Here is a 25,224-nt window from a genome sequence, read left to right on the forward strand (position 1 = left end):
CCCGCGGAGCGGGTTATGCCTCGCTGCGCGAGGCAATAGTGAATGCACCGCGCTTCGCGCGGTGCGAATTACCGCTTCGCGGGAATTATGCCCGTTTCCGCTTCGCTTCAACGGGCATAAAAACAATTCACGCTCCGCGCGAATTGCCGGGTTTTCCCGCAAGCGGGAAAACCGAAAAGCAAGCTGGCTAGAGGGGGAGGTGCATCACGCGCGGGTCCGGGTAATCCCTGGAAGTTCCCGCCACTACCCCCGGTGACCGAACGTCATCCACCCACCGATTCGAGGCCCGCCCCACCGCAGAGAACGAGCTCCGCTACGCTCCACCCGAAACCACCTCCCCCCTGATGGACTGTCACCTGGACCATCTGCAGCAACACCCATCACGCACCAGCATACACGCCAACGCGCATCGCGCGTGCAGAATCCGCCAACTGTCACCCGTGCTGACGAACCGTGCGCACGGGGTAGTGCGGCTAGTGATGCACTGTGTAGAATCTGGGTCCAGAGAGCAGCACCGCCCGGCCCATACCCCCGCCGGGGAGAGTCCCCTTCTGTGCAATTTGATTCCCAGATTAGGAGCACGGGAAAATGCCGGAGAAACTGAAACTGCGTGACCATCAGAAAGAGGCCGTCGCCGCTATCGTGCGCGGGCTCGATATCCCGCCGAGTGGGATTCCTTCGAATGGTCTGCGTGGGCAGTGTATCGCGGCGTGCGGGACCGGGAAGACGATTATTGCCGCCACCGCGGCTAAGCGGATTGCCGGGGCCGGTCGGATTCTGGTTTTGGTGCCGACGCTGGATTTGCTGACGCAGACGGTGCGGGCGTGGAAGGCGGCCGGGCACGCTGGGCCGGCGGTTGCGGTGTGCTCGCTCCAGGAGGACCCGGAGCTGTGGTCGATGAAGGTGCGTGCCACCACGAGCGCGCCGCAGCTGGCGTTGTGGCACGGGGCTGGCCAGGTGGTGGTGTTCGGCACCTACGCGTCGCTGGGGGTCCTCGCGGAGGCGTTCGAGGGTGTGTACGGCGTGCGGATGGACCCGATGGACCTCACGGTGGTCGATGAGGCGCACCGCACGTCGGGTTCACTCGGGAAGGCGTGGGCCGACGTCCATTTGCAGAGTGTCATCCCGTCGGCGCGGCGGTTGTACATGACGGCGACGCCGCGGATCTGGCAGGAGCGCCCCGCCTCGTGGGAGGTGCGCGAGGGGGTCCGGGATGCGCTGCCGGAGGAGATGGCGGCCTCGATGGATGATCCGAAAATTTTCGGTCCTGTTCTGTATCGCCTGACCTTGGCGCAGGCGGTGTCCCGGGGGCTTTTGGCGCGGTATCAGATCATCGTCATGGAGTTGACGGACCCGGTGGTGACGCCGGAGCGGCTGCGCGGCCCGGAGGCGAAGGAGGAGGAGCTGCGCGGCCAGCGCCTGGCGGCGCTTCAGGCTGGGGTGTTGCGTACGGCTGTGGAGCACAAGTTGCGGTCGATGATTACGTTTCATCACCGGACGATAGAGGCGAACGCGTTCGCGGAGGGGCTGCCCCGGGTTGCGGCGAAGCTGCACGCGGACAGCCCGGAGAAGTACCCCGCGCACATCTGGGCTGACTGGCTGATGGGTGATCATGTGCCGGAGCGGCGGCGGTCGGTGCTGGGTGAGTTCGCCACCCGGCTCGGGCTGGCGATCTTGTGTAACTGCCGTGTCTTGGGTGAGGGCGTCGACATCAGAAGTGTGGATAGCGTTGCCATTTTGGATCCCAAGGGTGCTCCGCACGATATCGTGCAGGCAATCGGCCGGGCGCTGAGGCAAAAGCCCGGGGAGGGGAAACTGGCGTCTTTGATTGTGCCGGTTTTCCTGGAGGCTGGAGAACGCCCGGAAGACATGTTCACCTCCGGCAGTTACCGGCCGTTGGTCCAGGTTTTGCAGGGTCTCCGCGCGCACGACGAAGAGGCCGTGGAATTGCTGGCCGTGCCGCAGGAGGAGCAGAAACGCGACGTGAACCCCTCCCAGAACATCGGTGCAGCACCCGAGGATGAGGAGGAATCGCGTCTGCTGCTGCGGTTCGCGGCCCCGCGTGACCCGGTGGTGGTCGCGGAATGGGTCTCCTTCAACGTGATCGACACCGAGCGGCAGGACTGGGCCAAGGGGTACGCGGCGGCCCGCCGGTTCCGTGACCGAGAGTCACATCTGCGGGTGCCCTACGACCACAAGGAAGGCCCGTACCCGCTGGGGCAATGGATCGCCGAGCAGAGGCGCGCCTACGGCGCGGGCACCATGGACGGCCGGCGGGCCAAGCGCCTGGAAGGCCTGGGCATGGTGTGGAACGCAGCCGACAGCGCGTTCCAGGAGAACCTCGCAGCCGCGAGGGCCTGGTTCGAGGCCCACGGAACGCTGGCGGCCCCGCGGTCGGCCACAGCCCTGGACCGGCCGGTAGGGCAGTGGCTGTCCAATCTCAGGCGGCCGGGGGTGCTCGGGGACCACCCGGAACGGGCGGCGGCGCTGGCGGAGATCGACCCGGACTGGAACCCCGAGTGGCCGCTGGAATGGCAGCGGCACTTCGCCGGCCTCGCCCAACTCCGCCAGGCCCAGGTACCGGTCGAGGCGATCGAGCCGGGCACCACGATCGACGGCGACGACATCGGCCGATGGCTGGCCAAGCAGCGCCAGACCGTGGTCTGGGCCAAGCTCACCGACCAGCAGCGCGACAAGCTGACCGGCATCGGCGTGCAGCCGCTGGCCGAGGATGCCCCCGCCAAGGCACCCAAGGGCCCTGTGGGCGCCGCGGGGGCGTTCGAGCGGGGTGTTGCTGCTCTGCGGCAGTACAAGGCCCGTGAAGGTCGCCTGACAGTCCCTCGGCAGCACGTCGAGGTCTTGATTGACGAGGTCGAGGGTGGGAGGGCCGATGGCGCTGTGGGCGAGGGTGCCCCGATTCGCCTGGGTGTCTGGTTGTCGAACACGAAGAGCCGACGTGCGCGACTGAGCGCGGACCAGCTCGCGCAGCTCGCAGTGCTTGGGGTCGACTGGGCATGAGTTTATCGTCAGAATGACTATAGTTGCTTCCCGAGCACGGGTTGACGTGTCGTCAGCTGTTCGCTGCTCCCTATCGCCGTTCCGCATGGAGAAGCATCATGGCTGCTGACCCCGCACCCCCGCTCTCGGGTTCCGTTCCGCCCTCGGGCCCGCTCGTCACGCCTGCCGGACGCGCCCTGTCACCTCTGGTCGCGCTCGCCACGAGCATGCACTCCAGCCCGGGCGTCTACGCGCTGCTGCTCGGGTCCGGTGTCTCGACCGGCGCCGCCATCAAGACCGGGTGGGGCATCGTCCAGGACCTCGTGCGTCGGGCTGCCACGGCTTTGGACCCCGATGATCCCAACGCGGGCGCTGCGGCCGCCAGTGATCCGGAGGCCTGGTGGGCCAAACATGGCAACGGCCCCCTGGGATACTCCGACCTGCTCGGTACCCTGGCCCCGACCGCAAGCGGCCGGCAGGCGCTTCTTGCCCAGTACTTCGAGGCCGACGAAGAGGACCGGGATACGAGGCGGAAAGTACCCGGCGCAGCCCACAAGGCGATCGCGCAGCTGGTGCTGCGCGGCAGCGTGCGGGTCATCGTGACCACGAACTTCGACAAACTCACCGAGCGTGCCCTGGAGGACGTCGGGATCTCGCCCCAGGTCATTCACCAGCCCAGGCAGTTCGCCGGCGCGACACCGCTCGTGCACAGCCGCGCGACCGTCATCAAGCTGCACGGCGACTACCTCGACCTGGACTCCCGCAACACCGTCGATGAACTCTCCTCCTACCCTCCAGAGCAGCAACAGCTCCTCGACCGTGTTCTGGACGAGTACGGCCTGCTGGTCTGCGGGTGGTCCGCGGACTGGGACCACGCTCTGGTGAAGGCTGTCGAAGGCACACGGTCACGGCGCTACCCCCTCTTCTGGTCGCACTACGGCGACCTGGGCGCCGCGGCCGCTCGTATCACCGCTCAGCATCAGGCGGCCTTGATTCCTCGGCTGAGCGCGGACGAGCTCTTCCCCGACCTGGTCCAGCGCCTTGAGGCGCTGGACCGCCTCGCCGACGCGCCGATCACCCGCGACATCGCAGTCGCCCGCCTCAAGCGGGCCCTTCCAGACCCCATACGCCGCATCGATCTGTCCGACCTGGTCGGCCAGACCGCGGCGCAGCTCCTGGGCCGTACCGCCCCGGAGAACTACCCGCTCGCCAACACCTCGTACGCCGACAGCGTCCACCGGTACCGAGCCGACACCGACACGCTCCTCCACCTCCTGGCCACCGGGATCTACCACGACGACGGCACCTACGACAGCCTGTGGCTCCGTACAGTCGAGCGCCTGGTTCGCATCCGCAGCAGCTTCTCCGGCTCGTTCAACGACCAGCTCGAAGCCCTGCGGCACTACCCCGCTCTGCTGGCGACCTGGACCATGGGGGTGGCGGCAGTCATCGCCGGGCGCGAGGAGTTCATCACCACTGTCATGGCCAAACCCACCTGGACGACACTGTTCGGGCGTACTGAGCCCCAGCCTCCGGCCGTTTACCTTCACCCCTGGCGAGTGCTCCCCGGGGACCTGCGCGACGTGTGCCCGCCAGCGCCCGGGAACCGCTGGCTCTACCCGCAAAGCCACTTCCTGCGGCAGGAAGCACGGGAACCGCTGCGCTCACTCGAACCGGACGACGCCGCGTACAAGGCCGCATGCAACCGCTTCGAATTCCTCGCCTCCATGATCTCCATGGACGACGACGTGGAACACCGCCGCGACCCCTGGGCAGGAGAATTCCTCACCGGAGAAAACTGGGGACACGACAGCGGCCTTGCGAACACGATCGGGACGGAACTGACCGCTGCCTGGCCCCTCCTGCAAGCGGGTGCATTCCACGGCGACGTAGAGCGCGCGAAGGCAGCCCACGCCCGGCTCGTCGAGTGGCGGGCACGCAATCACCGCGGATTCTGACCAACCAGCCGGCAGATCAGGGCGTCAAGTTGGCGTCCGAGCTGGTGGCGCACGGCGGTGCGGGCCTGATCGCGTTCGCGTCGCAGCTGGGTGATTTCTTTGCGGGCGAGCTCGAGTTCAGCGCGCAGGCCGGTGGCGGAGGTGGGGCTGGGCGGGGGGACCGGTTGGGTGGCTTGCCGGGTCTGGGCGGCTTGGATGTTGGGGCGGATGGCGTCGGTGTAGGTGAGCCAGGTGGAGACGCCGGCGGTGCGGGCGACGGCGGTGGGGGTGACGGGTTGGTGGCCGCGTTCCAGGGCTCGCTGGCGCTTGTCGGCGCTGATGCGGGCGCGGGCCTGGACGAGAGGGGCGGGGTTCCCGTTGGGGTTCATCGGGGTCCGGTGTGGGTGGGGTTCGGCCAGGAGGCGTGGGAGGCCAAGCTAGCCGCGCTGCGGTCGTACCGGCGGGCTTCTGGGCACCTCGCGCCCCGTCAGGACGCGGTCTGGGGCGAAGGCGATGCGATGGTGCCCATCGGACAGCACATCGCCAACCTCCGCCGGAAGGGAACCAAGAACGGACTCGGCAAGGACCCGGAGCGGGCCGCCGTCCGCGCCGCGCAGCTCACGAAGATCGACCCGGACTGGAACTGCCCCTGGCCGCTCGACTGGCAACGCCACTACAAGGTGCTCGCCGACCTAGCCGACACCGAAGGCGAGGGTGTTCTGTCGCTCATCGAGCCCGGCGTGCAGTTCGACGGCGACGACCTCGGACTGTGGCTGGAGCGGATGCGGCACCCGAACACATGGGCGCATCTGTCCACTGAACAGCAGGAACGGCTGACCGCCCTCGGCATGCAACCCCCCGCGTCCCCGTCTCCAGCCCAGGCAGCCGGAAGCACGGCGAAAGGGACGAGCAGGGCGCAGCAGGCGTTCCAGCGTGGCCTTGCAGCCCTCACCCAGTGGGTCGGGCGGGAAGGCGCGAACAGGCCGGTACCGCGGGGACACGGAGAACCGATCACGGTCGACGGCGAGGCGGAACCGGTCATCATCCGGCTTGGCGTATGGATCTCCAACACCAAGCAGCGTCGCAGCAAACTCACCGCCGACCAGCTCGCCTCCCTCGCCGCGCTGGGCGTCGACTGGGCGTCGACTGGATCTGACGGTCATCGGCAAGGTCCGTCTTCTGTGGCGATGGTCCGGGGCGAAGTCAGGGACGCGAGGGCGGGGTGGTGAGGTACGGCGCGAGTTGGGCTTCATGAGCGGAGCAGGCACGGCACTCCAGGGGTCTACGGTGCGAGGGTTTGGAGGCCGCTTGCCAGGTCGGCCTGTACCAGATCGTCGCGTTCGGCTGCGGTGAGCCAGCGGGCGCTGGAGCCGGAGCTGGTGCGTTCCACCCACAGCACGTCGTCGACGGCTTCGGCGACGGCATGCAGGTGGCTGATCACCACGACCAGGCGGTCTCCGCCAGCCTGGGTGCGCAGGACGTCCAGGGCCGCGTCGAGAGCGGTGGTGTCCAGGGCGGCGAAGCCCTCGTCGAGGAAGAGCGATCCGAGAGCGGGGCCGCTGCGTGAGTGCAACTCGGCCAGCGCCAGGGCCAAGGCCAGGGAGGCCAGGAACTTCTCGCCGCCCGAGAGCCGGTTCGGGTGGTGGACGACGCCGGAGCTGCGGCTAACGATGTCGAAGCTCTCCGCGAAGCCGAACTGACCGTCCGACATCTGTCCGAGCATGTCGCTGGCGACGCCGAGCAGCGCCTGCGTGCGCAGCATGGTGAGGTGGCCCAGAAACTTGGCGTCGACCAGTTCCCTGCGCAGGACTTCCAGTGCCTCGTGGCGGGCGGTGGCTGCGGCGATGGCGTAGTCCAGGTCGGCGGCCGGCTGGATCAGATCCTGCGCCTGCAGCTGCTTGTCGCGCTGGTCCTGTTCCTCCTGGGCAGCGCGGGCGGCCGCGGCAACAAGGGGGTGGACCGCCTGAGAGTTGGTCAGGTCCGCTGCGGGGTCGAATCTGTCGACGTCGGTGAGGGTGGCAGCGTGCCGGCGCAGGTCCGTGGCTGCTGCTTCCGCCCTGGTCCGGGCCTTGTTGGTGCGCTCGGTCAGCGTCCCGGCCAGGGCTGATGCGGTGGTCCCGAGGTCGGCGGTGTACTGGCGGATCTCGGTGATCCCGGCGCCGGTGGGGGTCTTGGGGACCTGGTGGTGGGCGGATGCGTCAAGGTGTGCGATGGCGCGGCCGGCTGCCCCGGCCCAGGCGTCCAGATGGCCGCGCAGGTCGTTCAGCGGGCGTTCCACCGTGGTGCGGTGCTCGTTTTCGAGGGCGCGCTGGTCGGCCAGGAGCCCGATCTTCTCCTCGCGTGCTGCTTCCCTGCGGTCGGTCAGCTCCTGGAGTTCGGTGCGTCGGGCGTCCACGGCCGCCGCCGCGGCGGCGGCCTGGTCGGCGGTCACCGTGATCGTCTCGTCAGGCAGCGTCGCCCGGAAGCGGGCGGGCAGGGCGCGGGCGTCGGCGACGGTTCTGGCGAGGGCGCGGGTGTGACGCTCGAGGGCTGTCTTCAGTTCTGTGGTGCTGCGCTGGTGGGATGTGCGGTTCCCGTCTAGGGTCTTGCGGTCCGCTTCCAGGGCTGCGGCCTGTCGGAGCTGTTCGGTGTGCAGGTTCTCGGCCTTTGCTTCGGCTGCCTGCTCGCAGACGGTGATCGCGCCGGTGATCGGTGCGGTCGTCTGGTCGCTGTGGGGGGTGGCGGAGCGGATCGCAGTGGTGAGTGCGGTCAGGGTGGCCGTTGCCGCTGCGGCATCGAAGGCGTCGTTGGTCCGCGTCGCGAGATCCTGGAAGCTGTGTGCCGCGGTGATGGCGGCGCTGTGCTCCTTGTGTTGGGCGTCCTGGTGCTCCTCGGCGCGGTCGAGCACGGCCTGCTCGGCGACCTGCAACGCGCCGTTCGCTTGGGCGAGCCGGCGGCGGGCGGTGTCGCGGGCGGTTTCGGCCTCCTTCAGACGGGTTCTGGCTGCGGTCAGCGCGGTGACGTCGGCTGCTGCTGGTTCGAAGTCGGGGGGAAGTTCCTGGTGGCAGACGGGGCAGTCGCTGCCGGGGTGGAGGTCGGCGGCGACGGCAGCGGCCTGGTCGTGTCGCTGAAGGGTCTCCAGTTGGGTTCGGGCGGCGTCGTGGTCCGCGTTCGCGCGCTGCTCGTCCTCCTCCCGGCGGCCTTCGTCGGCCCGGGCGTTGTGGGCCTTGTGCTGGGCGGCGGCGTGGGCGGCGGCGGTGTCGGCGGTGTGCTGTGCTGCCGTGAGGGCTGCGGTCAGAAGGGTGCGTGCGGCAGCCGCGTGGTCGCGGATCTCGCGGCTGCTCTGCGCGGCCGCGCGTGCCTGCGCTGCCAGCGGCTCGCTGTGCGCGGTGCGCGCCGTGAGATCGGCCTCGGCGGCGGTGAGGGCAGCGTCCTCGTTTGCGAGCTGGTCGGTGAGCGCGGTGAGCCGGTCGCGTTCGCTGCGATGCCCGTGGGCGTCGGCCGCGAGGGTGCTCAGGGTCGTGGCGGCCTTGGCGAGGGCGTCGCGGCTCTCCCCTGCCGCGTCGGCCGCGTTGATCTCCTCGGCGAGGGCGCGTTCGTCGGTGTCGGCCTGGTCGATGCTGCGCTGGGTTGCGTCGCAGCGCTTGGCGATGTCTGCGGCGAGGGGCTCGAGCGAGTCCAGCACGGCGTCGGCGTTGGCCACGGTGTGCTCGGACAGGTCTTGGGCGACCGTGTTCGCCTGCGCTGCCGTCTCGCGTGCTGCCGTCACCTCTTCCTGTAGCCCGGTGATGTGCTCGACTGCGGCGTTCAGATACTCGGCGCGGGCGGCTGCCGCATCGGCGGCCTCGGCGGCTTCGGCTGCGGCCTGAGCCGGGTCCTGCGGCATGGGGTCGCGTTTGGCCCTCGCTTGGATCAGCAGTCCGTTGAGGGTCTGGGCGTGGCGGGCGGCCAGCTGCTGCACCGACTCCAGCGACTCGGCTCCGAACAGTTCACGCAGGCGTTCGCTGCGCTCCTTGGGTGGCGCGGTCAAGAGCTGGTCGAACCTGCCCTGTGGGAGCAGGCCCACGCGCAGGAAGGTGTCATAGCCCATCTGCAGCACCGCCTTGACGCGGGCATCGACGGCGGTGGCGCTGTCGACCTGCTCGCCGGTGTCCAGGTTGGCCAGATGGTGGCGTCCCGCGTTCGGGTTGCTGGCATGCATGGTGCGGTGCACCTGCCAGCGCTGCCCGCCGTGCAGGAAGGTGAGCTCGACGCTCATGGCCTGGGCGCCGTCGGCGATGAGCTGGCGCGGTTCCCTGGCGTCCCAGGAGCTCTTGCGGAACAGTGCGAACGTGATGGCGTCGAGCAGACTGCTCTTGCCGGCGCCGGTGTCGCCCAGGGCGGCGACCAGGCTCCTGCCGGTGAAGTCGATGGTGGTCCGCGTGGGGTAGCTGCGGAATCCGGTGAGGTCGAGTGTCAGCGGCTTCATCGCTTCGCCTCCATTGCGGTGGTGTCCGTGCCGATGAGCAGGCGCGAGGGGTCGACGGCGGTCACGGGCGTGCCGGCGATGACTGCGGTCAGCAGGGTCTCCTCGCAGCACGGTGCGGGGTCGTCGAGGTCGGGTTCGGCCTGGAGGTGGGCGAAGGCCTTCATGACGCGGTCCCGCGCCGGACCGGAGGTGCCGCGGCCGGACAGGTAGTCGCGCAGCAGGTCCTCGATGGCAGGCAGTTCCCTGCGGGAGGTCTGCCGGTCCAAGACACGGTCGCCTGCTCCGGTGCGGCGCTCGTCGATGTCGACGAGGGTGGCCTGCGGGAGCATCCGGGCGAGGATGTCCGCCAGGCCCGGGGTGAAGGTGTCGACGTTGACCACTGCCTTCACCCAGGCGTCCCCGACGCGGGCGGCACGCTGCTCGATCTCGTCCAAGGTGCCTTCGAGGCGCACCAGGCGGCGGCCGGCGGTCAGCGGCACCAGTTCGGTGCGGGGCGCTGAGCCGGGGCCGACCTCGACCAGGACCACGCTCTTGGTGTCTCCGCTCTCGCCGAAGTCCATCTGCAGGGGGCTGCCGGCGTAGCGGGCGGGGAATCCGGCGCGGTCGACGGCCTGGGGCTTGTGGATGTGGCCGAGGGCGCCGTAGGCGACGTCGGGCATGTCGGCGGGAGTGATCGCGTAGTCGGAGGCGATAGAGATCTGCCGTTCCGAGTGGGAGGGGGTGGCGCCTTCGACGAACAGGTGGGCGGCGAAGATCAGGACGTCGCGGGCGCCGCGGCCGGCGGTCAGCCGGTGGTGGACGTCGGCCTGGACGGCGCGCATCCGCTGGGCGTACGTCGCGGTCAGCAGGTGCGGGTCGGCGAAGTCGTAGGTGAAGCGGTTGGGGTGCAGGTAGGGCAGGGCGCCGATACGCAGTGTCAGTTCCCCGTCCCGGGTGGGGTAGTCGGCCATCAGGAGGCCTTCGGGGCGGGCGTCGGCCGCGAAGCGCACCCGGATGTCGGCGGTGTCGCGGGTGCCCATGTCGTTGAGGACGAACTCCACGAATGCCAGGACGTTGCGGGTGTCGTGGTTGCCGGCGACCACGACCACGGGGGCGATCTCTGCGAGGCGTCGCAGGGCGTGCGCGGCGCGGCGCAGGTCGTCCAGGCCGGGGCGGGAGCTGTCGAACAGGTCGCCGCTGTGGACGATCAGGTCGGGGGCGAAGTCGGCGGCTATGGCGGTGATCTCGTCCAGGACGGCGTCGACTTCGCCATCGCGGCGGAAGCGGCCGATCTGGCGCCCCAGGTGCCAGTCGGAGGTGTGGAATACGCGTCCCGTCACGGGGCTCTCCAAGGGAAACGGTCTGCGGTCTCGGCGCGGATGCCGGAGGCTTCGGAGCCACTGACCATACACCGGTACTCTGGAAAAATCTGGAAGAGAATGGAAGTCTGGTATGGTCGGCGGCATGAGTGATCCTCTGGACGCCCTGGAGAAGAGCATCAGCGCCCTGCGCCGCGCGATCCGCGACGCTTCCGCCGCCGGTGACACCGAGCGCGCCGGCGAGCTGCGTGGCCAGTTGCGCCGCGCGGAGCGGGCCTGGGACACCCTCGTCGAGACCGACGAGTCAGCCGAGCCGCCTGTCGCCCCTACTGCGGGGCCCGCGGCCCGGGGGGCGAGCCTGCCGGCGCGTGAGCACGTCCACCGGGCCCTGACGCTGCTGCAGACCCCGGCGGCGCCCAAGCTGATCGTCGGGGTGCACGAGGCCTTCTTCCCGGGCGAGCTGTCCGCGTCCAAGCTCTCCAGCCTGCGCCGAGACGAGGAGCGCTCGTACCGCTCCAGCCCCGGTGCCCGGCCGTACTACCTGTGCCCGGCGCTCGCGTACGACCTGCTGACGCCGGTGCGGGCACTGATCACGATCAGCACCTGGGATCCGGAGCAGCGCCTCGTCGGCCCGCTGTCGCCACGCGTGAACTTCCTGCGCAGCGCGATGCGCGTCGCCGAGACGGTGCACGCCTCGCAGAGCCCGCCGAGCGCGGCGGCGCTGCGGCTGCTGTGGCGCTTCGCGATGAACATCCCCGACGCCGCGCCCGTTGCCACAGTAGGCCGGGCGAGCTCACCGGACCCCCAGCGTGTGATCGATGCCGCCCACAGCGAGCTGAACGTGCACCAGGAGGCCGACCGCGCCACCCGGGCCACGGCGGCACGACGCGCCCGCAAGAAGCTGAACGACGGCGAACTCCTTTTCGGCGCCCCCCCGCAGGGCGTCATCCGCCTGCGGGCACGCGCCTGACGGCCACACCTCCGTGGTTACCCTTCCCGCAAGGACCCCCAGACCGTGAGAGCACCTGTCGACGACCGCCTGGCTGTACTGCGCGGCCCCGCGCCGCGCCGGGCCTACACCGCCCGGGCGCTGGCCGCCCTGGAGAACAACCCACGCTGCACACTGCGCGCCCTGCTGGACGCCTCCGGCGCCGACAAGGCCGCCATCGCCGAGCACGCCGGCTACCCGTCCGCCTTCGGCCAGTCGTCCTTCGCCCTGGCCCGGGGCAACGTGTTCGAGGCGCTGGTCAAGGAGGACGGCGGCGCGGAACTGCTGCGCCTCCTGCGCGAGACCCTGGGCCTGACGCTTCCCGAGGTCGGCTACGCGGACCTCAACGACTACGGCGGCGACGGCCGACCCGAGTCCCGCTACCAGTACACCCGCGAGCTGATGGTGGCCGCCGCCCGGGGCGAGGAAGCCCCCACCCTGTACGACCACCCGATGCTGCGCCTGCAGGTCGCCGGGCACGACGCGTACCTGGAGCCGGACCTGGTGGCCTTTCGCGCCGGCGACCGCTTCCACGTCGTGGAGATCAAGAGCTTCCCCATCATCGACGGTCAGGCGGACCCCGCGCAGGTGCGCTCGGCGACCACGCAGGCCTGCGCGTACATCATCGCGCTGCGCGACCTGCTCGCACGCGCGGGCATCGGCCCGCAGGCCGTGTCCGACGACGTCGTCCTGGTCGCGCCGAAGGACTTCACCAACCGCCCGACCGCGGCCTTCGTCGACGCCCGCAAGCAGGTCGCCACCCTGACCCGGCAACTGTCGCGTCTTGAGCGGGTCGGCGACCTGGCCGCGCTGCTCCCCGAAGGCCTCACCTTCGACCTGGACCTCGACGGCACGCGGCCGCAGCGGCCTCCCGCCGAGCTCGTGGCTGCACTGGACGAGGTCGACGCGACGTACCGCCCGGACTGCCTGAACCACTGCGAGATGGCCTTCTACTGCCGCTCGCGAGCCCGCACCGGGGCGTCGCTGGACGTGCTCGGCGCGGCCGTACGCGAGCAGTTCGGCGGCATCGACACCACGACCATGGTGCTGGGCCTGGCGCGCGGCCAGCTGACGCCCGGGCCCGACCAGAGCGAGATGGCCGTCGCGCTGCGCCATGCCGCGCAACTGCGGGCCGAACTGACCGGCACCGATGGAGGGTCGATATGAGCATGCTCTCGGCGCTGGCGCGCGCGGAGGCAATGGAGGCGATGGAGGCGGTTCCCCTGACCGCGTTCCGCCACCGGCGCCTGTCGGACCGGCCGCTGGTGATCGTCCCGCTGACGATGGCCGGGGAGGCCGGCGCGCCCCTGGCCGCGATCGCGGGCACCTCCCGGCGCAGCCCCACGCTGCTGGTCGTACCCCAGCCGCGCAACCGGGACCACCGCTTCGCGTTCGCCGCCGGCCTGGGGCAGATCGTGACGCAGTACATCGACTCCTTCCGCCAGGACCGCCGCGGCGAAGGAGCCAAGTCGCGGTACACCGACGCGCCGCAGATCCTCCTCCCCAACCCCGGCGGCATCAAGGCGCTCGCCGATCTGGGGCGCATGTGCCGGTTCCGTTCGACGTCGGGTCCCTACGCCGTCCCGCAGGTCGTGCCCGAGTTCGGCAGGTGGCTCACATTCCTGGTCGAGCAGGCCGAGCAGGCCGGGACCTCGGTGCTGCTGCCCGTCACCGGCCTGCTCGCCGAGCACTGGGCCACCGGACAGAGCTCCCTGGAGGACCAGAACCTCGCCTCCCTCATGGCCTGGATAGCCCCGCCGCCGGGGGTCGGCGTCGAGCAGGCCATGGCCGACGCGGAGAACCCGGACGTGTGCCCACCGGCCGGACCGGCGACCTCGCCCCAGTTCGACAACCGCGAACTGGCTCCGGCAATCAAGCGCTTCGACACCGCTGAGGACGAGCAGGCGCTGGCCGCCGCCGAACAGGAGCTGCGGGAACTGGTGGCGGAACAGGTCCACCCGACCTGGCGCATAGTGTGGGACGCCGTCGCATTGCTGCGCTCGGTGCCCCAGGCGCCCCGCGCCGCCCGGCGCTTCGAGGACGACTGCTTTGCCTTCACCCGCTTCTGCGACTACCAGGACTCCGGTGCCGCGCTGCCCCAGCGTAAGCGGGACACCGCGATCGGCGCGGCACGGCGGCTGAGCCGGTTGGAGCGGGCGTTGGAGAGCTTCGAGGCCGACAAGGCGTTCGACGACCCGTTCGTACTGGCCGACCGGCGCAGCGTCGGGGAAGCGTTCGCGGGGCCGGTCACGCAGGCCGAACCGGGCCGGGTCCAGATCGGTGCCGGCAACCGGCGCCTCCCGCGGCCGCTGGTTGCCGTGCGCACCGAGGACCCCGTGCGGCTGACGCCCGGCACCCGGCTGATCAGTCCCGACATGCCCGCCGGCCACAAGGCGCAGATCGTCTCCGTGCAGCCCGAGGGCGAGGCGACGCTGATCGTGGTGGAGGTCACCGGTGGCATGGGCCGCGCCCGCATCCCCCAGGCCGGAAGCGTGCCGGTCCTGGGGCAGCGTCTGGCCTACCTGCCCGACCCGGGCTGGCGGCCGAGCCCGCAGTGGCCCGCGGACGAAGGCACCGCGTGGACGCACCACGGCGCCGGGCCCGACCAGGAGAGCACCACTTCCCAGGACGACGCGGCAGAGGGTTGGGGACATGACGACTGACGACTCCACAACACGGGGGGCGGCCGCCGAAGCCGCGGCCGCCACCGCGGGGATCCTCGCCGACCTCGCCGACCCCGGGCATCGGGCCGTCGTCGTCGACTCGCCTCCCGGCGCCGGCAAGAGCACCCTCGTGGTCAGGGCCGCCCACGAGCTCGCCGACCACGGTGAGCACCCAATCATCGTCGCCCAGACCAACAACCAGGTCGACGACCTGATCGAGCGCATCGCCTCAACCCACCCGGGCATGACGGTCGGTCGGCTCAGCAGCAGCACCTACACGCCGACACCGGCGCTTTCGGGCCTGGCGAACGCCGCCATCGGGCGCACCCTGGCCGATCTGCGCGGCTGCCAGGTCATCGTCGGCACGGCCGCCAAGTGGGCCACCGTACGTGACGCCACTTTCGGCTGGGCGATCCTGGACGAGTCCTACCAGATGCGCTCGGACATGCTGCTGCAGATCAACCCGCGTTTCGAGCGAGGCCTGTTCGTGGGCGATCCGGGCCAGCTGGACCCGTTCACCATGGTCGACACGGAGCGCTGGATCGGGCTGCCGCACGACCCCACGCAGAACGGCGTCACCGTCATGCTCGAACACAATCCGGGCACCCCGGTACACCGGCTGCCGGTGTCCTGGCGCCTGCCCGCGTCCGCCGCTCCCACTGTCTCCCAGGCGTTCTACCCGTTCACCGGCTTCAGCGCCGGCACCGCGCAGGGCGCACGCTCCCTTCAGTTCGCCACCGCCGGGTTCGGGAACACCTGCGTCGACGAGACCCTCGCGATGGCGTTCACCACCGGCTGGGCGCTGCACGAACTGCCGCGCCGTCACGTGCCGCGCACCGACGGCGAGACGCTGCAGGCCGCCGCGGACATCGCCGCCCGGCTGCTGCACCGCGGCGCGGTGGCAGCCTGCGAACGCCACCCCGGCGGCCGGCCGCTACAGGCCGAGGACATCGCGGTCGGCGTCGCCCACCGCGACCAGGCGGACCTGGTGCGCACCGTGCTCGCCCGCTCTGGCGGCCCCCAGGCCGCGCGCGTGGCGGTGGACACCGCCAACCGGTTGCAGGGCCGCGAGTTCGAGGTCGTCATCGTCGTCCACCCGGTGTCCGGGCGCCGCGACGCCACCGCCTTCCACCTGGAGGCGGGACGGCTGTGCGTGCTCGCCTCCAGGCACCGGCAGGCCTGCATCGTCGTGGCCCGCGAAGGGATCACCGACCTCCTGGACACCCATCCCTCCACCGACCCCGTGCACCTGTCGGTGCCGGCGAAGTTCCCCGACGGGTGGGAGGCCAACCAGGTCGTCCTGGCCAAACTCGCCCAGCACCGGATCGCCGCATGAACACGGGGTGAGCCGAGCGGGGGGCTCAGGAGGCGGGTGGCTGCCTCCTCGGGGTCTCCTTCGCGCCCCTCGGGAACCGGCAGCCATCTCCCGGGCGGGGGGATCTACCTGAGGGGCGCCATCTCTTAGGGGGCGTGTGCACGCACGGAATGGCATCGAAACGAGGGGGTGGCATGGATCCGGCACGACAGTGGTGGCGCAGTGTCCTGTCCAGTGACTGGACGGTGTTCGCTCTGCCGGAGGACCTGGTACGGGAGCGCTACACGTCCCTACTGGCAGCGCTGGAGGAGCTCTCCACGCGCGGCCCGATGTGGACGCCGGCACAGATCCTGGAGCAGATGCGCGCCGTGGGCTTCCACGATCCGCTGACCGAGGAGCAGTTGCTGGCACTGCTCGAACAGGTGGCCAGGTGGGAGCTGGCCAAGCCGTTCCGGGACTACGCGGCCCCGGTGCGCAACTACCGCGGCGTCATATCGCGACAGGAGTCGTGGGCGCTGACACTTCGGGGGCGGGCGGTCGTCGCCGCGGTGCGGGCAGCCGTGCTGGACGCCCGCCGTGCACTACAGCTGCCGACCCGGCTGCTGGACGGCGTGGAGAACACTGTCCGCCGGCTAGTGGAGAACTTCAAGTCCGATCCGGGACTGCTGACGGGCGATCTGGACGACATCCGCACGCGCATCGACGAGCTGCAGCGGGTGACGGCGGACTTCTACGGTGCGCTGGCTCAGATGGTCCAGTCCGATGTCACCGACGACGACGTGTTCGGCAGGAACCGGGACCGGGTGCTGGAGGCACTGCGGCAGTTCCCCCGCGAGTACGGGCGAGCGCTGCGCCGGGTAGAAGACGCGCTCACGACACTGCGCGAGGTGGGACACGGGGCCGTCGTCGAGACGGCGGCCGTGCACGCAGGCCTGGTGGATGCCGCGGAGCAGCAGCGCTGGGTGGACGAGCGGCTGCGGCGTCTGGCCGACCTGGAGGCCTGGTTCACCCCCGAGGGGACCGTGTACCGGCTGATCGCTTCGGCGACCGGCGCCGTCCACACGCTGCTGATCGCGATCGACCGCCGCTACGCGGCCCGCCGGCGGGGCGCGGACCTGGGGGCCGATTTCCGTTCCCTTGCCCGCAGTCTGCACCGGCAGAGCGATGAGCGGCAGGCGCGCCGGGTGTACGGGGCCGCGTTCGGCGACTGGCCCGCATGGCACGCCCAGATCGGTCCGGCCGAGGAGGACGTGGCCCACGCGACGGTGGCCGCCGCGGGCACCGCGGTGCGCCGCGTGGAGGTGACGCTGCGGGAACACGAACGGGTGGGCAGGCCCAGCGGCAGGCCCCGGAAGGTGGCCGACACCACCGCCGACCGCGAGAGCGCGCTGGCAGCGGCGCGCGAGGAGGCCCTGCGCAGGCGGCGGTTCGCCGGCCTGCTGGTGACCCCTGGCGAGGTATGCCTCGATCACTTCGCCGGGCTGCCGGCGGACGCGGTGACGATCCTGCTGCGGGCGGTGGAGACGGCGCTGCAGGAGTTCGACCAGGAAGCGGGCTGCGGTGCCGCGGTGGCCGAGGGAGCCAACGTGGTGGTGCGGGTGCGGCCGGGAGTGGCGGGGCGTCAGGTGCGGGTTGCACTGGCCGAGGGCGTGCTGACCGGTCCTGACCTGAGGATCTGTGTGGAAGCGAGCGAGCAGCGGCACGGGGCGACGGTGCGGGGGGTGGCATGAGCGGCGAAGTGCTGGAGGCGGATCTGCGCGAGGCGGCGCGGGTGCTGGTGGACCGGGGGCGTCTTCGCCCGGAGTCGGAGCCGGAGCTGTACCGGACCGCGGTCAAGGGGCAGGCGGCGCTCGCAGCGCTGTTCCGCTCGGAGCTGGGCTGGACGTGCGAGGTGCTGGAGGTGGCGCAGCTGGTCCGGGTGCACAAGCGCCGCGCGGACGTCCCCGGGGACCGGGGACCTTCGCTTGCGCGCGAGCGGGGGCGGCGGGTCCTGCTGTCGCAGGAGGCACTGGTGCTGGTGTGCCTGGTGTGTGAGCAGTTGTGGCGCCGGCCGCGGATGAGTGTGCGCGAGCTGATGCAGGCGCTCGCGCAGGTCTGCGCGGAGGAGGCGGCTACGGGCACGCTGCCGCAGGTGTCGTGGGTGGCGGGCGAGGGGGTGTCGAAGCAGCAGGCCAGGTATCACCGGCAGAACCTGGTGGACGCGCTGCAGGTGCTCGCGGCCGAGGGCTCGCTGGAGACGGACGCCGACGTGGAGCGGGTCGTGGTCGACGAGGACGCCGACATGGTGGTGACCGCTTCGCGGGACCGGCTGGCGGCACGGTTCTCCTCGCTCTCGCCCGCCCTGCTGGGCCTGGATCGCCTTCCTGCGACGGAGCACGCTACCGCGCTGTCGGCCGCTTCCCTGCTGGAACCGGTGCCGGTGGAGCCCGAGCAGGGCGCGCCGGTGGAGGAGCGGCGCCTGCAGGCACTGCGGCGGCTGGTGGACGACCCCGCAGTGGATCCCTTCGACGAGGTGACGCCGGGGACGGCGTACCTGCACACGCTGGCCGGTCGCGAGCGGGGGCTGGCGCTGCTGGCGAACCTGGGCCTTGGGGTGACGGTGCGGCGGGACTGGTGGGAGGTCACCGATCCCACCGGGCTCGGCAGTGCACTGGACTTCCCCACCGGACGGCGGATGGAGCGCCAGGCTGCGCTGGCGCTGCTGGCGTATCTGGCCGAGCAGCACGCGGCACGGGACCCGCTGCGGGTCGAGGACGTGGTGAACCTGCTGGAGACGGTGCGTGAGACGGTTCCCAACTGGGCTGCGGGGCACCGGATGCAGCTTCCCGCGCTGGCGCGGGCGGCGATCGAGGAGCTGGTGGCGGTGCGCCTGCTGACACCGGTCGCCGGGGAGGGCGAGGAGCAGTGGCGGCCCACGCCCGGGGTGCACCTGTGGCGGGTGCGGGTGACGCACGCCGCCCGCACGGCGAAGGAGCCGCAGCACGGTGCGGCGAACGGCGACGGCATCGAACCGGATGAGGGGGACGCATGAGGATCACTGGGCATGGGGGCGCCGGGAGCGAAGCCGCGGGGCTGGGGGTGCCTGTCGCGGAGGGCAGGTGGCAGCCCACGCGGGCGGGTGTGGTCAACTCCTGGGCCTGGGCCGAGGAGGAGCTGCTGTTCGCCGACGGGTGGCTAACGCTGGCGGGGCCGAACGGGTCGGGCAAGTCCCTGTCGGCGTCGATGCTGGTGACGGTTCTGCTGGACGCGGACGTGTCGCAGACGGCCCTGTCGGTGTCGGGGAAGGCAGCGGGGACGCTGCTGAGCAGGCACACCGACTGGGACGAGGACCGGGACCGCACGGGTGTGTGGTGGCTGGAGTACGGGCGCCGCTCAGAAGGCGGGACCGTCGAGTACGTGACGACCGGTCTGTGGCTGCGGGCGGTCGGCAAGACGGTGCACCGGGTGTTCTTCATCGCACGCGGGCGCGTCGGGCGGCAGCTGCGGCTGCAGACGGAACGCGAGCCGGTGCGCATCGGCGATCTCGCGGCGCAGTTGGAGGCGTGCGAGGGGCAGGCGTTCACCTCGTCCGGGACCTCGGCGGCCTCGAACCGGGCGCGGCTGTCGGAGCACCTTCGCGTCGTCGGCGATGAGCAGGACTACCGTCGCACGGTACGTGAGGAGCTGTTCGCACCCCTGGACGACGTGCAGTTCGACGCACTGGTGGGGGTGTTGCGCAGCCTGCGGAGCGTGCGCACGGCTGAGGCAATCTCCGCCGCGGAGATGGGCCGGCTGCTGTCCAGCGCCCTGCCGGCGCTGGACGGTGAGCGGCTGACGGTCATCGCCCAGGCGATGGAGCGGATCTCCGAGCTCGAGGACCAGTTGGATCGTGCCCGGGCGGAGGAGAAACTGCTGACGGACGCAGAACGCTCCTACTACCGCTACGTGGAGGCGGTGGCGGTGGTCGAGGCAGCGGCGCTGATCGCCGCCAACACCGGCTTCGACGATCAGACCCGACGCGAGCGCCGGGCGGGCGAGGAGGCGCAGCACGCCGCTGCGCAGCGCAAGGAGGCCGAGAGTCAGCTGGCCGACACGCGGGCTGAGATCGAGGGACTCGAGGGACGCAAGGAGGCCGTGCAGGAGGAGTTGCGCGGCCATGCCGGGGCTGTCCTGCCGCAGCGTGAGCAGCGGGCGCTGGAGCTGGAGGCGACCGCGCGCAACGCGGCCGCGAGCAGCGTCGACCTCGGCCGTGAGGCCGCCAAGGCTCATGAGCGCGCCGGGGAGTCGGCGCGCAGCGTCGCATCCGCTTGCAGCGCCCTGTCTGCGGTGTCCGGGCCTTTGCGGCTGGTGGGCGGCCGGCTGGGTGCCGATGCCGCGCTGGAAGGGCTTCTGCTCCTCGACGGGCGCCTGTGCCGGGGCGAGGGCGAGGCGGCAGGCGAGGCACCGCTCGATGAGGTGTGCGCGGCGCCTCTGGCCTGGGCGGAGATGAGGAGCGCTCAGGTGCGAAAGGTGGAGACCGCGCTCAAGGACCACGCTGCGGCGCAGGCGGTGGAAGTGGCCGCGGCCAAAGACCTGCGCGTGGCCGAGGACGATGAGGACACGGATCGCGGCGCTGCGGAGCGGGCGGCCGAGACGAGGGCAGCGTGCGAGGACTCGCTGCTGCAGGACGTCCAGCTCTGGGCGGATGACTCCGTGGAGTTGCGCGGGCCTTCCGTCGATCTGCTGGTGCGCGATGATCGGGGCGAGGGGGAACGCCTTGTCCCCGGGGAGCTGACGGCGGCACTGGCGCAGGCGGTGGGAGAGGCCCGGGCCAGGATCGACACCGCGGGCCGGCAGCGGCAGGCAGCCGCGGACCTCGCCGTGGCCGAGCAGGCGACCAGCGCCTGGCAGGCGGCACGTGCGCAGGAGGAAAGGGACGAGCGTGCCGCACACGAAGCCGCGCAGGCGCTGCACGCCGCGCAGCAGGACGATCAGGAGCAGGAGGCGGCCGAGGAACTGGCCCGCGAACAGCACCGGCAGACCCTCATGCGGCGACAGGAGCAGGCGGACACTCTCGTCGCCAATGCCCGACAGGCAGCCGAAGAGGGTGAAACAGCTGTGGCCGCGACGTGGGAGCAGTGGCGAGGCCTGATCGGCGTGTGGCGGCGCGAAACCCAGTTGATCGACGTCACCACGGTGGCGGAGCCCGCCGAGAAGGGCAGCGCCGACGGCGCCGTGCAGGCGGTGGCGCGCGTCCATGTGGCCCTCGAACGCGCCCACGCGGCAGCGGCGCAGCAGTTGCAGCGTGCGGTGGACAGTGCCGACCAGGCCGCCACGAGGGCGCAGGAGTCGGTCTACGCGTTGGAGCAGCAGCTGGCGCAGGCCCGGCAGGCGGCACCGGTGCCGACGGCGCCGTGGTGGCGCAGTCGGCAGCCGCAGGACGGCACCCCGCTGTGGGCGCTGCTGGACTTCGCCGACGGCGTGGCCGACGACGCCAGGGACCGGCTCGAGGGGGCCCTGCTGGTCAGCGGCCTGTTGGACGCGCTGGTCCGTGCGGACGGGTTGACGGTGGCCGGGGACGTCACTTTGCACCCGGGAGCGGCCCCGGCACCGGGTGCGAGCCTGGCCGACGCACTGCGGCCCGACACACGGGGCCAGGTCCCCGCCGAGGTGATCGAGCAGTTGCTGTGTTCCGTCGCCGTGGACCCCTCGGTCAGTGACCAGGTCACCTTCACGGTGGCGACCGCAGTCGCGCCCGCCGGGTACCGTGCCCGGTTCATCGGGCAAAGCGCCCGCGAACGCGCCCGGCTGCAGCAGGTGGCCGATCTGGAGCGGCAACTCGACGACGCGCAGCGGGTGTTGCGCGACCTGCGCCAGGTGACGGTGGATTGCCGCGCCCAGGTGACCGCTGCTGCTGCGGAGCGTGACCGCTTCCCCTCTCCTGCGGCATGGGAGCAGGCCCGTGGGACGTGGCAGGGTCTCCTCGGCGCTGTGCAGGAGGCACAGCAGCAGTACACGAGGGACGTGCGCTTTGCCGAGCTCCAATTGGCGCAGGCGGTGCAGGCTCTCGACCAGGGGGCGGCGCGGCGCCGTGCCGCCCTGGAGCTGCAGGTCCAGGAGGTGCGGCACGCCGAGCAGGTCGCCGCGGCGGCACAGACAGCGCTGCGGCGCGCTGATGACGCCAAGTGCGAGCGGGTCGAGGCCGCGACCGCCAGCCGTGGTGCGTGGGAGGACGCGAAAGCGGCTCAGCAGCGGGCCGATTCCGAGGCGGCCTCTTTCCCGTCCCTGGAGCAGGTCGTCTCGGCCCAGCAGCGTGAGGACGACGCGGCCGGACGCCTGGAGCAGGCCATCGGTCGTGTCGCCGATCACCGCGAGGGTCACCGCTGTGCCGGCGATGCCGTGCGGCAGACGCTGCGGGCCCTGCACCGTGCCGCCGACGCAGGAGGCGGCGCGATGCTGCCCACGGATCCCAAAACGGTGGACGCCCATCGCGAGGACTGCACGGTGATGCAGCGGCAGGTCGAGGCGTGGCGTGGTGCCGGTGCGCGGGTGGTCGATCTCGTGCGCAGGGCGCGGCACGATGCGGACGCTGCTGGTCGGCTGCAGGGCCTGACGGATCAGGCCGTTGCGCAGGCGGAGCGGGACGCGCTGGCAGCCGAGCGGGAGAAGTCGGCCGTGGAGGAGATGCGGCGAGTGTACGGGGCCCAGTACGAGCAGTTGCGTGCCTCGCTGGCGGAGGTCACCGGGGCGCTGGAGCGTGCCCGGGAACGCTCGGCGACTTTGCAGCGGGCTAAGGAGCAGGCCACCGCTGACGCGGCGTCCGCCCAGGCACGGCTCGATGAGGTCGCGCCGCTGCGGCGGGCTGCCGAGCAGCACCGTGACTCCTGCCTCGCGCAGTTGGGCCGGCTCGTGGAAGAGGGCCTGGCCGTGGTGGGCGAGGACATCCCCACCGGACCGCAGGGCCGTCCGGCGCACCTGACCGCCGGCCTCGCCTGGGCCCGCCATCTGCTGACCGACCGCGCCAGCAACGCGGGCACGGCGGCGGTGGGGGCAGACCGCCTCGCGACAGCAACCCACGTGCGTGACGGCGCGCTCAAACACCTGGAGGGCACCGCACGCACCGCCAATGGGACGCTCGCCAAGTTCAACCGGCAGATCATCCTCACCAACGTCTCCGGGACCGCGTGGCAGCGCTGTGAGGTCGCCGATCCTGCCGCAGCCCGTGGCCAGGACCTGCGCACCGCGGTGGAGGCATTGCGCGCTGCCGCCACCCAGCTGGAGCAGGACCTGCGTGCCGACATCAAGAAGGCCATCAAGACCAGCATGTTCGCCCAGCTGCAGCGCGACGTGCAGGTCCGCCAGGATCTGGCGCAGCAGCTGGTCCGGCAGATCACCACCACGCTACAGGGGGTACGCACGGGGGTCGCTCAAGTGGGGGTGAAGGTTGAGTGGGCGGTACGCGGCGACGCGGACGCGCAGGCGATGGTGGAGCTGGTCAAGAGTCCGCCCTCAGACGAGATGTTCGAGCGTATGTACGACGTTCTGCGGCAGCGGATGGAGGAGTCCATCGGGGACACCTGGGCCGACCGTGTCGCCCACACGTTCGACTACCGTGCCTGGCACGAGTGGAAGATCTCGGTGACCCACGCCTCGTTCGGCGACGGAAATGGCGACCACTTCAAGGAGGTCAAGCCCCGCGGCGCGAACCCGCTGGAGACTTTGTCGACGGGGGAGCGGCGCCTGGCCACAATGCTGCCGCTGCTGGCCGCCGCGTGGTCGATGTACAGCGGGGACTACCGCGGGCCCAGGCTCTTGTCGATCGATGAGCTCGACGCGGCGTTCGACGATGCGAATCTGCGTCAGATGCTGGGCTTGCTGCGGCGTTGGGAGTTCGACGTCCTGGCCACGGCGCCGTCGATGACTCCGGTGATCAAGAAGGAAGCGGGGCGGGTGGTGATCCACCAGGTCGTCGCCAGCGGGCAGCAACGGGTGACGGTGCCGTGGCTGTGGCAGGGCCACGGGGAGGCCCAGCCCCTCACCTTGGACCTCGACTTGGGCTGCGGCGAAGGAACGGTCGACTGATGGGCGGCTCGTGGCAGTGGGTCGCGGCCGATGCGGAGCTCGCCCCGCTGTGGGAGGCGGTCCACGACCGGCTCTGCGGCGGGACGGTCCCTGCCTCGCTGGCGAGCGTACGCGTGCCCGGGCTGGGGGCAGCCGCGGTCGCGGCGCTGCGGTCGTGGCTGGACAGCGCGCAGCAGGTTCGGCGCGGCACCAGCGCGGTGACGGTGACCGCCACCGGGACGGTGGTGCCGGTACGGGCGCTGCTCCAGGCGCTGTCGCTGGAGCCCTCGGACCTGGTGCAGCTGGTCGAGCAGGCAGTGGGAAGAACGGTGGTCAACCGGTCCCATGAACGGGCGAACTCTGCCGCGATGCGCGAGGACGTGTGGCAGTACGCTGCCACGCGCCTGTACCGGTTTCCGGCGGTGCTGGCGCGCATGCGTGCCGCCGGGATCAGCCAGATCAGCCAGGGCGCGCAGCACGAGGTCCGGCGCCTGGTGGACGCCCTGGCCGCAGTGGCGGACCAGTTGCCGGCCAACCCGCCGGTCTCGCTTCCCAAGCTCGCCCACGACACCGCGGGCGACCCGCACTTCTTCGACCTGGACACGGTGGCGGGCGCCCGGCTGGTCACCCTCGCAGCCGAACTCGCCGGTGTGGAGGAACCCACCCGACCTGACCGGATCCGCGCCCTGCTCGAGCACGTAGGCGTGGTGGCCGACCGGCTCACCGCCACAGTGCTGCTGCACCGTGTCGCCGCGGTGGGCGACGGCCCGGTGGACCGGCGCCTGCGCGAGGCGGCGGTCCCGGTGGCGCTGCACCTGCTCGACCTGACCCGCACTCCCCCGCACCTGGACCCGGGCCAGGTGCTGACCGTGGTGGAGAACCCCTCCGTCCTCGAGGCCGCGCTCGTGCGCGGGCACACCGCCCCGCTCGCGTGCACCAGCGGCCAGCTGCGCGCCGTGGATCACGCACTGCTGCAACTGGCTCTGGACCAGGGCGTGGCGCTGCGCTACGCGGGCGACCTCGACGGACCCGGCTTCGCCATCGCCCACACCGTCGCCCGCACCTACGGTGCCGAGATCATCGCCATGGACCTGGCCACAGTCCACGACGCCGCCCACCGCCCCTGCGCCGTACCGTTGGGCCCGCTGCCGACCGAGGGGCTGGACCTGCGGCTCGGAGACGTGCTGCGAGACGCGGGACACACGGTATTTCAGGAGCACGACGCCGTCCTGGAGCGACTGCTACCGCACGACCACCGGTGACCAGGGCGTGCCGTTGCCCTCCGGGGCCGGGGGCGCACGCGCTGCGGTCGACGCAGGCGATCACGATGCGGGGCATGGGTTCTCATCCCCGGGGCACGAGAGGGATCCGATCCACTGGTCCCGGTGCGACGAGATGGGACCGATCGTCTAGAGCCAGGACCGTACGGGCGGCACCGCGCGAGGCCCGGGCCGGCTGGGGAGGCAGTGCAGCCGGGGCCGGGTCTGTCAAACGAGCGGCTCTGTCTCACATCCGGGGGTAGCACAGGGCGAGCTTGGGAGCGATGAGTAATAGTTGCAG

The 25,224-nt window shown here is 71.2% G+C and carries 15 protein-coding genes; 12 read left to right on the forward strand and 3 right to left on the reverse strand.

Annotated features, from left to right (window positions below):
- From ACFY9V_RS35020 to ACFY9V_RS35030, 3 genes are all read left to right on the forward strand, one after another.
- On the forward strand, positions 1–191 hold a 191-nt coding region (locus ACFY9V_RS35020; protein WP_391164348.1), incomplete at its 5' end, for a hypothetical protein.
- A 397-nt stretch (positions 192–588) separates the two neighbouring features.
- Positions 589–3,018, forward strand: coding sequence for a Helicase associated domain protein (locus tag ACFY9V_RS35025; RefSeq protein WP_391164349.1), 2,430 nt, complete (start codon positions 589–591; stop codon positions 3,016–3,018).
- A 98-nt stretch (positions 3,019–3,116) separates the two neighbouring features.
- Positions 3,117–4,955: an SIR2 family protein gene (locus ACFY9V_RS35030; RefSeq protein WP_391164350.1), complete on the forward strand. Its 1,839-nt coding sequence runs from the start codon at positions 3,117–3,119 to the stop codon at positions 4,953–4,955.
- Here the strand turns inward: ACFY9V_RS35030 and ACFY9V_RS35035 are convergent.
- The gene (locus ACFY9V_RS35035; protein ID WP_391164351.1) at positions 4,940–5,323 is read right to left on the reverse strand and encodes a hypothetical protein; all 384 of its coding nucleotides are present in this window, start codon (positions 5,321–5,323) and stop codon (positions 4,940–4,942) included. The genes ACFY9V_RS35030 and ACFY9V_RS35035 overlap by 16 nt on opposite strands.
- A gap of 15 nt (positions 5,324–5,338) precedes the next feature.
- Here ACFY9V_RS35035 and ACFY9V_RS35040 point away from each other — a divergent pair, with 15 nt between their 5' ends.
- On the forward strand, positions 5,339–6,163 hold the full coding sequence (locus tag ACFY9V_RS35040) for a Helicase associated domain protein (protein ID WP_391164352.1): 825 nt from the start codon (positions 5,339–5,341) through the stop codon (positions 6,161–6,163).
- Positions 6,164–6,216: 53 nt separating this feature from the next.
- Here the strand turns inward: ACFY9V_RS35040 and ACFY9V_RS35045 are convergent, their stop codons facing one another.
- Together ACFY9V_RS35045 and ACFY9V_RS35050 are read right to left on the reverse strand one after the other, a co-directional pair.
- The gene (locus ACFY9V_RS35045) at positions 6,217–9,381 is read right to left on the reverse strand and encodes an AAA family ATPase (protein ID WP_391164353.1); all 3,165 of its coding nucleotides are present in this window, start codon (positions 9,379–9,381) and stop codon (positions 6,217–6,219) included.
- A complete protein-coding gene (locus tag ACFY9V_RS35050; protein WP_391164354.1) occupies positions 9,378–10,700 on the reverse strand; it encodes an exonuclease subunit SbcD in 1,323 nt (440 codons plus the stop codon). Before ACFY9V_RS35050 ends, ACFY9V_RS35045 begins: the two co-directional genes overlap by 4 nt.
- Before the next feature lie 124 nt (positions 10,701–10,824).
- Between ACFY9V_RS35050 and ACFY9V_RS35055 the strand changes: the two genes are divergently transcribed.
- The 8 genes from ACFY9V_RS35055 to ACFY9V_RS35090 all read left to right on the forward strand — a co-directional run bounded on the left by ACFY9V_RS35055 (position 10,825) and on the right by ACFY9V_RS35090 (position 24,926).
- Positions 10,825–11,649: a hypothetical protein gene (locus tag ACFY9V_RS35055; protein WP_391164355.1), complete on the forward strand. Its 825-nt coding sequence runs from the start codon at positions 10,825–10,827 to the stop codon at positions 11,647–11,649.
- A 45-nt stretch (positions 11,650–11,694) separates the two neighbouring features.
- Positions 11,695–12,834 (forward strand): hypothetical protein, encoded by a 1,140-nt coding sequence (locus tag ACFY9V_RS35060; protein WP_391164356.1) that lies wholly within the window; start codon positions 11,695–11,697, stop codon positions 12,832–12,834.
- Positions 12,831–14,330 (forward strand): hypothetical protein, encoded by a 1,500-nt coding sequence (locus ACFY9V_RS35065; protein WP_391164357.1) that lies wholly within the window; start codon positions 12,831–12,833, stop codon positions 14,328–14,330. Before ACFY9V_RS35060 ends, ACFY9V_RS35065 begins: the two co-directional genes overlap by 4 nt.
- Complete coding sequence (locus ACFY9V_RS35070; protein ID WP_391164358.1) at positions 14,320–15,666, forward strand: AAA domain-containing protein; 1,347 nt, start codon at positions 14,320–14,322, stop codon at positions 15,664–15,666. Before ACFY9V_RS35065 ends, ACFY9V_RS35070 begins: the two co-directional genes overlap by 11 nt.
- Before the next feature lie 173 nt (positions 15,667–15,839).
- Positions 15,840–17,375 carry a DUF2397 family protein gene (locus ACFY9V_RS35075; RefSeq protein ID WP_391164359.1) on the forward strand — a complete coding sequence of 512 codons (1,536 nt, stop codon included), beginning with the start codon at positions 15,840–15,842 and terminating at the stop codon, positions 17,373–17,375.
- Positions 17,372–18,676 carry a DUF2398 family protein gene (locus tag ACFY9V_RS35080; protein ID WP_391164360.1) on the forward strand — a complete coding sequence of 435 codons (1,305 nt, stop codon included), beginning with the start codon at positions 17,372–17,374 and terminating at the stop codon, positions 18,674–18,676. The genes ACFY9V_RS35075 and ACFY9V_RS35080 overlap by 4 nt, the downstream gene beginning before the upstream one ends.
- An 89-nt stretch (positions 18,677–18,765) precedes the next feature.
- Complete coding sequence (locus tag ACFY9V_RS35085; protein WP_391164361.1) at positions 18,766–23,685, forward strand: SbcC/MukB-like Walker B domain-containing protein; 4,920 nt, start codon at positions 18,766–18,768, stop codon at positions 23,683–23,685.
- A complete protein-coding gene (locus tag ACFY9V_RS35090) occupies positions 23,685–24,926 on the forward strand; it encodes a TIGR02679 domain-containing protein (RefSeq protein ID WP_391164362.1) in 1,242 nt (413 codons plus the stop codon). Before ACFY9V_RS35085 ends, ACFY9V_RS35090 begins: the two co-directional genes overlap by 1 nt.
- The last annotated feature ends 298 nt before the right edge of the window (positions 24,927–25,224 follow it).

Origin of the sequence: Streptomyces sp. NPDC008317, from assembly GCF_042955955.1 — a bacterium.
Taxonomy (GTDB): domain Bacteria; phylum Actinomycetota; class Actinomycetes; order Streptomycetales; family Streptomycetaceae; genus Actinacidiphila.